The sequence below is a fragment of the Candidatus Tenderia electrophaga genome (assembly GCA_001447805.1).
GTDB classification, from domain to species: Bacteria; Pseudomonadota; Gammaproteobacteria; order Tenderiales; family Tenderiaceae; genus Tenderia; species Tenderia electrophaga.
The window spans coordinates 1,033,916-1,046,446 of record CP013099.1; the positions used below are offsets into that span (position 1 = coordinate 1,033,916).

Genomic DNA, 12,531 nt, shown 5'->3' on the forward strand with positions numbered 1-12,531 from the left:
TTAACTCGTGATTGCCTGACGTAAAACGTAGGGCAGGATACCACCGTGGCGCACGTATTCCAGCTCCTTGGCGGTATCGATGCGGTTGCGCACCTGAAACTCGGTCACCTTGCCGTCGTCCGCCGTAGCCTTGACGGTGAGGGTCTGGGCCGGTTCCAGGTTTTCCAGGCCGACGATGTCGAACCGCTCTTCGCCGCTCAGCCCCAGCTTGTCGGCATTGTCACCGTTTTGGAACTGCAACGGCAGCACCCCCATGCCCACCAGGTTGGAACGGTGGATGCGCTCGTAGCTCTGGGCTATTACCGCCTTCACTCCCAGCAGCAAGGTGCCCTTGGCGGCCCAGTCGCGGGAGGAGCCGGTGCCGTACTCCGTGCCGCCCAGCACGATCAACGGCGTGCCCTGTTGCTGGTATTGTTGCGCGGCGTCATAGATGGTCATCTGCGCGCCGTCGGGCAGCAAGCGGGTCATGCCGCCCTCGGTGCCCGGCGCCAGCTGATTACGCAGGCGGATGTTGGCGAAGGTGCCGCGCACCATCACCTCGTGATTGCCGCGCCGGGCGCCGTAGGAGTTGAAGTCCTGCGGCTTCACGCCCTGTTGGATCAGGTACTGCCCGGCGGCCGACTCTTCGGCGATGGCCCCGGCCGGGGAGATATGGTCGGTGGTGACCGAATCCCCCAGCTTCACCAGCACCCGGGCGCCCTGGATGTCGGCCAAGCCCGGCGGTTCGGGCGACATGTCGTGGAAGAAGGGTGGCTCTTTGATGTAGGTGGAATCGTTATGCCATTGGAACAGCTCACCTTCCGGCGCCGCCAGGCCGCGCCAGCTTTCGTCGCCGTTGAAGATGTTGCTGTAGACCCGTTTGAACTCCTCACTGCTGACGTGTTGGCGGATCACCTCGTCCACTTCTGATTTATCCGGCCAGATGTCCTGCAAATAAACCGGCTCACCGTTGGGATCGATGCCCAGCGGATCTTTGGTCAGATCCATGTTGAGATTGCCCGCCAGGGCGTAGGCCACCACCAGCGGCGGCGAGGCCAGGTAGTTGGCCTTTACCTGCGGGTTGATGCGCCCCTCGAAGTTGCGGTTGCCGGACAGCACCGCCGCCACCGCCAGATCGGTGTCGCGCACCGCCGCGCTGATGTGGTCCGGCAGCGGGCCGCTGTTGCCGATGCAGGTGGTGCAGCCGTAACCGGCCAGGTGAAAACGCAGCCCTTCCAGATAGGGCATCAAGCCGGCGCGGATGAGATAGTCAGTGACCACCTTGGAGCCCGGCGCCAGGCTGGTCTTGACCCAGGGCTTGGTCTGCAGGCCGCGTTTTACCGCGTTGCGCGCCAGCAGCCCGGCAGCCATCAGCACCGCCGGGTTGGAGGTGTTGGTACAGCTGGTGATGGCCGCGATCACCACCGAGCCGTGGCACAGGTTGTAGGTGGTGCCGTCGGGCTGGCGCACCGGGGCGCACAGCTTGAAGACGTTGTTGTCCTTGATGTTGCCATCGATATGCTCCAGCTCCGGCGCCAGAGTCACATTGCCGCCTTCGCCCAGCCAGCGTTCGCGTTGGGTCGCGTCGACCTCCTTGCCCTCGCGCTCCAGCTGTTGCGCCAGCGCCTGACGGAACGAGTTACGCACATCCGACAGGTTGACCCGGTCCTGCGGTCGCGACGGCCCGGCCAGGCTCGGCTCCACCGTGCCCAGATCAAACTCCACCACCTGGCTGTAGTGCGGCTCCGGCTGGCTCGGGTCGAACCACAAGCCCTGGGCGTGGAAGTAGGCCTCGGCCAATGCGGCGCGCTCGTCGCGCCCGGTGAGGCGCATGTACTCCATGGTCTTCTCATCCACCGGAAAGATGCCGCAGGTGGCGCCGTACTCCGGCGCCATGTTGGCGATGGTGGCGCGGTCGGCCAGGCCCAGCTGGCTCAGCCCGGGGCCGAAGAACTCCACGAACTTGCCCACCACGCCCACCTGACGCAGGCGTTCGGTCACCGCCAAGACCAGATCGGTGGCGGTCACCCCGGCCGGCAGATCGCCGCTGAGTTTGAAACCCACCACCTGCGGAATGAGCATGGAGCTGGGCTGGCCCAGCAGCGCCGCCTCCGCCTCGATGCCGCCCACGCCCCAGCCCAGCACACCCAGGCCGTTGATCATGGTGGTGTGGGAGTCGGTACCGATGACCGTGTCGGGATAGACCCACTGCTCGCCGTCGATCTCGGCGGTCATGGCCAGCGGCGCCAGATGTTCCAGATTCACCTGATGCACAATGCCGCTGTCCGGCGGCACGACATGGAAATTGTCGAAGGCCTGTTGGCCCCATTTGAGGAATTCATAGCGCTCGCGATTGCGCTGAAACTCCAGCTTGGCGTTGAGGCCGAAGGCGCCGGCGCTGCCGTAGTGATCCACCTGCACCGAATGGTCGATCACCAGATCCGCCGGGGTGAAGGGGTTGATCTGCGCCGCCTTGCCGCCCAGCTGTTGCACCGCCGCGCGCATGGCGGCCAGATCCGCCACCGCCGGCACGCCGGTGAAATCCTGCAATAGCACGCGCGCCGGCATGAAAAAGATCTCCTTATCCGGCTCCGCCTCGGCCTGCCAGTGAATCACCGCCTCGATGTCCTCTTTGGTGACCGTCGCGCCGTCTTCACGCCGCAGCAGGTTTTCCAAAAGAATCTTGATGGAGAAAGGCAGGCGCTCCATGTCATAGCCCGATTCGCCCAACTCGGCCAGCGAGTGGTAATGGTACTGCTGCTTTTTGCCGAGCTTGAGGGTCTTGGCGGTGTTGAAGCTGTTGTGGCTGGGGGTGGATGTGCTCATGGCGCGGTTCCCTTTTCTTTGTCTGCTTTTATTTCAACAGGATAGGTTATTAGGGTGGGGAATAGATTGAGATTGGTCAATGGGGATGGGTTTCTAATCGCGCGGTGTGTTTGAGCAACGATAGGCATAGACAACATTTATGACATTTTGAACATTTGTTGTTTTGTGGCTATGATTTGCCATAACCGCATTCATCCACCGAGGGTATTCATATGCGCCTTTCCATCGACGTTACGCCGGAACAGCATCAACGCCTGAAGGCCGCCGCCGCGCTGCAAGGCAAGTCCATCAAAGAGTATGTGCTGGAGCGCACGCTGCCCGCCCCAGAGGAACAGGCTGCACTCCAGGCGCTGGATGACTGTCTGCAGCCCCGAGTTGATGCCGCGAACAACAACAAGCGGTCAGCCAAATCCGTCGATGAAATTTTTGATGAGGTGGAGCAGGAAGGGCGCGGCCGGTAATGCCGTCGTATGAGCTCACCGAAGGCGCCGCACAAGACCTGCGTGCCGTGGCGCGCTATGCCTTATTGAAACAAGCAAAAACGAAACAGGTGAGTACGTCGTTCATTCATCAAAGTGCTCATCATAGCCCGCAAACGACAAGTTGGAATACCTTGGGGCAGGCAGCAGCGCTGGCACGTCGGTGGAAGAGGCCTCCAGCCGGTATTCAAACGTCTGCACTTGTCCCAAGTGTTTGGCGGCCTAAGTGAGGTAGGCTGATTTTGTGCACTCAAACTGGTTGATTAGGTGAAGCTGTTACTTAATCAACCAGTCGCCTCTATTACAAACGGTGCTCCGGGCCTGCCGTCACCCTGTCCGGGTGTCCGTTCTCGTTATTTGATGATTGTCGATATCTGCGAAAGGTAAGTCATCCTTACCGGTCATCGGTAATCAATTCATGATAACCATGTTACCCAAGTGCCTAAGTATCGAGTGTCCATCTTGACTCATGCTGCGCCGATATGAGCTGAGGGGGAGTGTATTTTTCGTGATTTAGAGACACGCTTGCGGCTATTAGGCGCCCTTCGAGAAATAGATCCGTCCCTTTGGTCATCGATATTTACGCGCCGATATTAAAGCTGCTAGACTAACGCCGATGGAGGATTTCCGCAGAATAAACAATAAATTAATGCCTGCCTGGGCAGTATTGCTGTCATTGTTAATATTGTCCGCTCAAGGCGTGACTCTGCATATCCACAGTGTCGATCATGACCCTCATCAAAGCCATCACTCGATCGATGATCTGATTGACCACGAACATCCGGGTCAGGCGCATGTTTCTTTCGATAGCTCCCACCAGGATCATCATGATGAGGTGGCCTCCGAGATTGAGGCATGCCCGGACTGCATATTAAAACAAGTATCCGCCAATCTATTATCCATCGCCTTGGTGGCTATCGTGCTGTTCTTGCTCACGCCTGGATTCTATCGAACTAGACTCCTTTATAATCGTGGCAAGGTCAGCCTTCCCCCGCAATTCCATATTCTCCCACCCCTCCGCGCACCTCCCCTTTAAGGCGATTTTTAGCGAAGCATTGCTGCTCGTTCGAATCTGATTCGAACCGGCACCCGGCAATGCGACATAAATTCAGGATCAGTAATGCAGCCGAATTGCGGCGCGTACTGGCATTCCTAAAGATTCCATTCATTGCGGAGGAATACGCATGAAAGTTTTGACACTTATTGTTCATACCGATGTTCAGCAGCCATTGGCTGACCTGTTACGTACGACCGATCAGGTCCCGGGCTTTACCTTCAGTCATGTCGAGGGCCACGGGATAGAGGTGGAAAAAGATCCCTTTCTCTCGGCTCACGACAAGGCGGTTGGCTACATCCCGCGCATACGGACCGACATTTTGCTTGAGGACGCTGATGTGGAGGCCGTGCTGGCGCAGCTGCGTGGCGAAGCGCTCAATCTTGCAGGTCACGCGGTTTATTGGGTGACGGATGCAGCAAGAGGGGGGCGCCTGTGATGAGCAATAATGCAACCTCATTACATCGGGACAACGGCCCAATGCCGGTAAAACGAAATCTTTTTATCCTCATGGCCGGGCTGGTTCTATACGCCCTGTTATCAAATCTTGCCTTTGCCCATGGCATGTCTGAGGAGGAAAAACAGGCCATCATCGATGGCGGCAACCTGCAGTACATGTGGCTAGGTGCAACGCACATGCTGTCCGGCTACGATCATCTGGCGTTTGTGTTTGGGATTATCTTCTTTCTCAGCACCTTCCGGGATATTGCCAAATATGTCACCGCGTTTACGCTGGGGCACAGCGTCACCCTGATTTACGCCACGTTTAACGCGATTCAGCTTAACTATTTCCTCATCGATGCGGTTATCGCCCTCAGCGTGTGCTATATCGCCTTCGCCAATATAGACGGTTTCCGCAAATACCTGGGCATCACTCCGCCGAATATGATGCTCATGATTGTCGGGCTCGGCCTGATTCATGGTTTTGGTCTGTCTACGCGCTTGCAGGAGCTACCGTTGAGCGAAGATGGGTTATTGCTGAACATCATTTCGTTCAACGTTGGCATCGAGCTGGGGCAAATCAGCGCACTGTTCCTGATGTTGTTGCTGATTGCGGCATGGCGGAAAACTCATGGTTTCAAGGCGTTCAGCCTGATCGCAAACTACGCCCTGATTGCCATGGGGGTTTACCTGTTTTTCATGCAAATGCATGGGTATGAGCACGCTACCAATGAAGAACTGGCTGCAGCCAAAGCAACCCCGGCGCAGACTGCCGCGTTGGTAGACGGTCTTCAGAACGGGGAATCTACAGAGTGGAAAGACTCGATTGAGATCTCCATACCCGCCAGAGGCGACAAAGAGTACAAGCTCTTTCTTACCAAAGGCGCAAGGTTTGAGTATTCATGGCAGACGGATGGTGAGCCGCTGTTTTTTGATTTCCACGGAGAGCCTGCAGGCGACACAACCGGCTATTTCGAAAGTTTTGGCAAGGGTACCGAAAGCCGGTCTAGCGGCTCTCTAACATCTTCGTTCGAAGGTACCCATGGCTGGTATTGGAAAAACAACACCCTTTCACCTGTCAATATCACGTTAAAAGTCAGCGGTGATTATCGCCTCATCGATAAAGACAAGATAATTGAGAAACCGCCGGCAAAACCTAAAACCACACATGAAAGCATTGGCTCACTCTAGGAGAAAATAATTGCATAAATTAATTTTGATAATATTTACCTGTATAAGCCTGACGCTGTTATCGGCATGTTCATCCGACCATGGGCATGATCATGATAATGGCCACTCACACGATCAAACAACACAACACGATTCAATTAACTAAACTCACACGGAGGCTTTATGCGTTACTTGACGACTACCTTGTTTTCAGTGTTTCTGATATTGGCAATCCCGGTGCACGCAGGCTCAGGACACGATCATGGTCATGGCCATTCGCATGCGCCAGTTACGCAGGAAGAAGCGGAAAAAATCGCAACCAGCAGTGTTGCCGAGCTGGTTAAGAGAAATAAAGTTGACAGCTCTTGGGGTTCGGTCGCTGTTCATAAGTCAGAAAAAAAGGAATTTGGCGGTCAAATGGAATGGGTTGTGACATTCAAGAATAAAAATCTCAGCGACCCGGAAAAACAGACCCTTTACATCTTTCTGTCACTGGAAGGTCAATATCTTGCGGCGAATTACACCGGAAATTAGTTGTAGTAGTCGCGATCTGATCTGACAGTTACCGGTTTTGCGGAAGTGACTGTCCGATCAAGTCGAAACTAATTCAAATCATCGCCGCGGCTTGCGGTAGCCGTAGATCATCAAAAAAATGCTTATGGACAAAATATGCTGCTCGATGCCATGGCGCGCGCGCTGCGGATATCCGATGAGGCGGGCTTGGTCGGCCTGTTTGTCGATGCCAAGGATGATGTTGTAGCGGGGTATTATATGAAGTTCGGATTCGTCCCCATTGAAAACAATCCATTGTTGCTCTATTTGGCGATGGTCTCTATTCGCCAGGCATTTGAAAATCAGGGTCAATAAAAAAGCCCCGCTGCAAACGATGACAGCGGGGCTTATTGGTTTTACTGAGAAGTAAAGATTTACGCAGCTTGGATCGGAATCACCTTCTCCGCCACTTTCTGATACTCCTCGATCTCATTGAAGTTGAGATAGCGATAGATATCCGCGGCCATGGGGTCGATCGTTTTCACCGCTTTCATGTATTCGGCCACGGTGGGGATCTTGCCCATCTGCGCGCATACCGCGGCGAGTTCGGCGGAGCCGAGGTAGACGTTGGCGTCTTTGCCCAAACGGTTGGGAAAGTTGCGCGTCGAGGTGGACATGACGGTGGCGCCGTCGGCCACGCGCGCCTGATTCCCCATGCACAAGGAACAGCCGGGCATTTCGGTACGGGCATTGGCCTTGCCGAAGATGGCGTAGTAGCCCTCTTCGATGAGTTGGTGCTCATCCATCTTAGTGGGTGGGGCGATCCACAACCGAGTCGGTACGCTGCCGCCGTAGGTCTCCAGCACTTTGCCGGCGGCGCGGAAGTGGCCGATGTTGGTCATGCAGCTGCCGATGAAGACTTCGTCGATCTTGGTGTTTTCCACCTCCGACAGCAGCTTTACGTCGTCTGGATCGTTGGGGCAGGCGACGATGGGCTCCTTGATCTCGTTGAGATCGATTTCGATCACCTCGGCGTATTCGGCATCGGCGTCCGCTTCCAACAGTTCCGGGTTGGCGAGCCAGTTTTCCATGGCCTCGATGCGGCGGCTCAGGGTGCGTTTGTCTTCGTAGCCGTTGGCGATCATCCACTTCAACAGGGTGATGTTGGACTTGAGGTATTCGATGATTGGCGCTTGGCCCAGCTTGACGGTGCAGCCGTTGGCGGAGCGTTCGGCGGAGGCATCGGAGAGCTCGAAGGCCTGTTCCACTTTCAGATGCTCCAGCCCCTCGATCTCCAGCACGCGACCGGAGAAGACGTTTTGCTTGCCCGCCTTCTCCACCGTCAGCAGCCCTTTTTGGATGGCGGCGTAGGGGATGGCGTTGACCAGGTCACGCAGGGTGACACCGGGTTGCATCTCGCCCTTGAAGCGCACCAGCACCGATTCGGGCATGTCCTGCGGCATCACGCCCAGGGCGGCGGCGAAGGCCACCAGGCCGGAGCCGGCCGGGAATGAGATACCGAGCGGGAAGCGGGTGTGGGAGTCGCCGCCGGTGCCCACGGTGTCGGGCAGGATCATGCGGTTCAACCAGCTGTGGATGACGCCGTCACCGGGGCGCAGGCTGACCCCGCCGCGGTTGTGGATGAACTCGGGCAGTTCATGCTGCAATTTGACGTCCACCGGTTTAGGGTAGGCGGCGGTGTGACAGAAGGACTGCATCACCAGGTCGGCGGAGAAGCCCAAACAGGCCAGCTCCTTGAGCTCGTCGCGGGTCATGGCGCCGGTGGTGTCCTGCGAGCCGACGGTGGTCATGCGCGGTTCGCAGTAGGTGCCGGGGCGCACGCCCGCCACACCGCAGGCCTTGCCGACCATCTTCTGCGCCAGGGTGTAGCCCTTGCCGGTGTCGACGGGGGCTTCGGGGCGACGGAACAGGGTGCTCGGTTCCAGGCCCAGGGCCTCGCGGGTCTTGTCGGTGAGTGAGCGGCCGATGATCAGTGGAATGCGGCCGCCGGCGCGCACTTCGTCAGGCATGGTGGACGGCTTGAGGTCGAAGCTTGAGATCACTTCGCCGGCCTCGTTTTCGATCACGCCTTCATAGGGTTTGATGGTGATGACATCGCCCATGTTGAGTTGGGTGACGTCGCACTCGATGGGCAGACAGCCGGAATCCTCGGCAGTGTTGAAGAAGATCGGGGCGATCTTGCCGCCCAGCACCACGCCGCCCTGGCGCTTGTTGGGCACGTAGGGAATGTCACGGCCCATGTGCCAGAGCACGGAGTTGATGGCCGATTTACGCGAGGAGCCGGTGCCCACCACGTCGCCGACGTAGGCCAGCGGGTGGCCTTTCTGTTTCAGCGCCTCGATCTTGGCCAGCGCATCGGGCATTTTGGCACCCAACATGGCCTTGGCATGCAGCGGGATATCGGGACGGCTCCAGGCCTCGGAGGCGGGGGAGAGATCGTCGGTGTTGGTCTCACCGTCCACCTTGAAGACAGTGACCTTGATCGCGGCGGCCAGCTCGGGCTTGTTGGTGAACCACTCGGCCTCGGCCCAGGCGTCGGTGATCTGTTTGGCGTGTTCGTTGCCTGCCTTGGCCTTATCGATGACATCATGAAAGGCATCAAACATGAGCTGGGTCGTGGACAGGGATGCCGCGGCGATAGGCGCCAACTCGGCATCGTCCAGCAGCTCGATCTGGGGCTGGATGTTGTAGCCGCCCAGCATAGTGCCGAGTAATTCGGCGGCCTGCTTTCTGTCGATTAATGGGCTTTGTGCTTCGCCCTTGGTGATGGCGGCCAGAAAGCCTGCTTTGACATAGGCGGCCTGGTCCACGCCGGCGGGTACGCGCTGGCTGAACAACTGCATCAGTTCGGCCGCTTCAGCCGCCGGCGGATTTTTTATAAGTTCAATCAGCTCAGCGGTCTGCTGGGCATCCAGGGCCAATGGTGGCAGGCCCTCGGCGGCGCGTTGTTCAACGTGTTGACGATAGGCTGTAAGCACTAAATCACCTCATATTATTGCGCTTTAAACGGTCGCGGATGGGCCGGATTTTACCCTATTTGCTCGGAAAACAGTAATTTGGCCTGCTGTTTCGCGGTCGGCGCGGATTTTTACCGGTTTTCACCGCCGCTGACTTTGAGCAGGATTTTATCCAGCAGGCTTACCGGCAGGATGCGTCGCGCCACGCCGAACAGGTGGGTGGGGAAGGTAACGTAGTAGCGCCGTTTCGGTCTCGGGCTCTCCAGGGCGTGGATCACCTTTTTCAGCACCGCCTCGGGCGGCAGGGTAAAAGGCTGCGCGTGGCCCTTTTGGGCCAGGCGCTTTTCGACTCCCTGGTAATAGTCGCGGTGGGCGCTGTTTTCGCGATCGATGTTTTTCTTGAACATTGCGTAGGCGTTGGCGCGAAACCGGCTTTCGATGGGGCCCGGCTCGATGAGCGCGACCTGGATGCCGCTGCCGTGCAGCTCCAGCCGCAGGGTGTCCGTGAGTCCTTCCAGGGCGAACTTGCTGGCGTTGTAGGCGCCGCGGTAGGGCAGGGCCACCAGCCCCAGCACCGAGCTGTTGTGGATGATGCGGCCGTAGCCCTGGCGCCGCATCACCGGGATGATCCGGTTGGTGAGCTCCTGGGTGCCGAATAGATTGGTTTCGAATTGCGCGCGTAGGACGTCGCGGCGCAGGTCCTCCACCGCGCCGGGCTGGCCGTAGGCGCCGTTGTTGAACAGGGCAAACAATTCGCCGCCGGTTCGCTCCAAGACGGCTTTCACGCCCTGCTCGATGGAGGCTGAATCGGCGAGGTCGAGGCGATAGCTTTCGAGGCCCTCTTCTTTAAGTTTTTCAACATCTTCGGATTTTCGAGCGGTGGCGAAGACGCGATAGCCGCGCTGTTTCAGGCCATGGGCAACACAATGGCCGATACCGCTGGAACAGCCGCTGATCAGAATGGATTTCGGTGAATTCATTGGGGGATATTACCTAACTAAAGTTATAGTTTTAAAGGTCGTTAACATGGCTGTAAGAGACATGTTTAAGGGGGCAAGTCATTCTTACTTATACAAATATATCAATATCGGACTACGCCTAGGTGTGCGATGAAAGACAAATCCATCAATCCCACGGATCAGGAGCGCGTCATGCGCGAGGACGACTTCATCGTCTCCAAGACCGACCTGAGCGGCAAGATCACCTACGCCAATCGCATTTTTCTCGAGTTTGCAGGTTATAGCGAGGACCAGCTGCTGGGCATGCAGCACAATATCATCCGTCATCCGGACATGCCTCGGGCGGTGTTCAAGCTGCTGTGGGACGGCATCCGCCAAAAGCAGGAGATCTTCGCCTACGTCAAGAACCTGGCCAGCGACGGTTCGTTTTACTGGGTATTCGCCCACGTCACGCCGGATTATGACGCCATGGGCAATGTGAGCGGATATCTCTCGGTGCGGCGCAAGCCGCGGCTCGATGCCATCGCGGTGATCACCGATGTCTACCGGCGCATGCTGGAGATCGAAAAGCAGCGCGGCGTCAAACAGGGCATGGGCGACTCTACTCAGTTTTTGCTTGATTTACTTGATGAAAAGGGAGCCTCGTATGAAGAGTTTGTCCTCGATCTCCAGGGATAGGCTGGCGCAACTACTGGGTCTGTTCGGCGCCGCCGTCGCCGCCTACACCGTGCTGACACACGGCCTGGAGCCGGTATTGCTGGGGATCGCGGGCGCGATGGTGCTGGGGAGCATGGGGGTGCTGATCATGGGGCGGGGCGGCAATCAGGACCATTTGATGCATCAGGTGCGCGAAGTGACCCGCGCCGCGGCCGAGGGCCGCTTTACCCAGCGCATTGTTCGCATTCGGCGTGACGACGAACTGGGCCGTGCGGCCTGGCACATCAACGACATGCTCGATCAGCTGGAGACCTTCTTCCGTGAGGTCAGCACCTCGTTTGAATACATCAGTCAGGAAAAGTATTACCGCGTGCCTGTCAGCATGGGCCTGCACGGCGACTTTGCCCGCCTGATGGAGTGTATCAGGGACTCGCAGGGCGTCATCGCCGAAAGCCAGAAACAACATGCCAAGCACGTGGTGCTGGGTGAGTTGGGCAATCTCAACACCCAGAATCTGGTCTCCAATCTGAAACAGAACCAGGGTCATCTGGACGACTTGAACTCGAGGATGGGCGAGGTGGAGTCGGCCGCCCAGGCCACTTCCCAGCGTGCCTCCGAGAGTTATCACGGCATCTCCACCCTGGTGACCCAGCTGCGCGACATGATGCAGATGATCAATGACGCCGACCAGACCATCAGCGAACTCAACGGCCGTACCGGGGAGATCAACAAGGTCATCGGCGTGATCACCGACATCGCCGAGCAGACCAATCTGCTGGCGCTCAACGCCGCCATCGAGGCCGCCCGCGCCGGCGAGCAGGGGCGCGGTTTCGCCGTGGTGGCCGACGAGGTCAGGACCCTGGCCGAGCACACCAAGCAGGCCACCCAGGAGATCAAGCCGGTGATCGAGCAGTTCAAGACCGATGCAGGGCTGGTGCTGGAGCGTTCGGAACGCATGAAGGAAATCGCCGACAAGGCGTCGGGCACCATCGAAGGGTTTCAGACCGATATGTCCGAGTTTGAGCAGGCCGCCAATACATCGGCCAACACCCTCTCGGTGGCGCGCGATATGATCTTTGCCAATCTGGTCAAGCTGGATCACGTCATCTACAAGCAGAATGCCTATATCACCTTAGACAAAGGGGGCGAGTCGCAACAGGCCGAGGCCATCGGCGTGGACCACCATAACTGTCGTCTGGGATGCTGGTATGAGAAAGGTGACGGTGCAGAGCGCTTCGGCCACGTGCCGTCTTATAAGCGGCTGGTCGCGCCGCATGAGGGCGTCCATAGCAGCGCCCACGCCGTATTGGACTATTTGGCCGATCCTGATTGGGGGCGGAATAAGCAGACGCTGGCCAATCTTCAACAGGCCTTTAAAGATATGGAAGTGGCCAGTCAGGAAGTCATGGCTGTGATCGACAGTATCGTGACGGAGAAAAACGACGCTAAGTCGCCGTAGGGTGCGCATAGCGCACCATAGCGTTAGAAAATGTCAC

Annotated in this window: 9 protein-coding genes; 6 read left to right on the top strand and 3 right to left on the bottom strand. The window is 57.7% G+C overall.

All coding sequences use genetic code 11. The annotated features are described in order from the left end of the window. A complete protein-coding gene (gene acnA, locus Tel_04810; protein ALP52520.1) occupies positions 1-2,805 on the bottom strand; it encodes an aconitate hydratase in 2,805 nt (934 codons plus the stop codon). A gap of 212 nt (positions 2,806-3,017) precedes the next feature. Here acnA and Tel_04815 point away from each other — a divergent pair, with 212 nt between their 5' ends. From Tel_04815 to Tel_04830, 4 genes are all read left to right on the top strand, one after another. Further along, entirely contained in the window at positions 3,018-3,266 is a 249-nt protein-coding gene (locus Tel_04815; GenBank protein ALP52521.1) for an antitoxin, read from the top strand. 1,202 nt (positions 3,267-4,468) lie between these two features. Then, entirely contained in the window at positions 4,469-4,777 is a 309-nt protein-coding gene (locus Tel_04820; GenBank protein ID ALP52522.1) for a hypothetical protein, read from the top strand. A 41-nt stretch (positions 4,778-4,818) separates the two neighbouring features. Next, entirely contained in the window at positions 4,819-5,970 is a 1,152-nt protein-coding gene (locus tag Tel_04825; GenBank protein ID ALP52523.1) for a hypothetical protein, read from the top strand. Between the two features lie 648 nt (positions 5,971-6,618). Beyond that, positions 6,619-6,816 (top strand): hypothetical protein, encoded by a 198-nt coding sequence (locus Tel_04830; GenBank protein ID ALP52524.1) that lies wholly within the window; start codon positions 6,619-6,621, stop codon positions 6,814-6,816. A gap of 59 nt (positions 6,817-6,875) precedes the next feature. Here Tel_04830 and Tel_04835 read toward each other — a convergent pair whose 3' ends face one another. Beyond that, entirely contained in the window at positions 6,876-9,440 is a 2,565-nt protein-coding gene (locus Tel_04835; protein ALP52525.1) for an aconitate hydratase B, read from the bottom strand. A 110-nt stretch (positions 9,441-9,550) separates the two neighbouring features. Further along, complete coding sequence (locus Tel_04840; protein ALP52526.1) at positions 9,551-10,399, bottom strand: oxidoreductase; 849 nt, start codon at positions 10,397-10,399, stop codon at positions 9,551-9,553. Between the two features lie 129 nt (positions 10,400-10,528). Between Tel_04840 and Tel_04845 the strand changes: the two genes are divergently transcribed. Continuing rightward, on the top strand, positions 10,529-11,056 hold the full coding sequence (locus Tel_04845; GenBank protein ALP52527.1) for an aerotaxis receptor Aer: 528 nt from the start codon (positions 10,529-10,531) through the stop codon (positions 11,054-11,056). Continuing rightward, entirely contained in the window at positions 11,025-12,494 is a 1,470-nt protein-coding gene (locus Tel_04850) for a hypothetical protein (protein ID ALP52528.1), read from the top strand. Before Tel_04845 ends, Tel_04850 begins: the two co-directional genes overlap by 32 nt. The last annotated feature ends 37 nt before the right edge of the window (positions 12,495-12,531 follow it).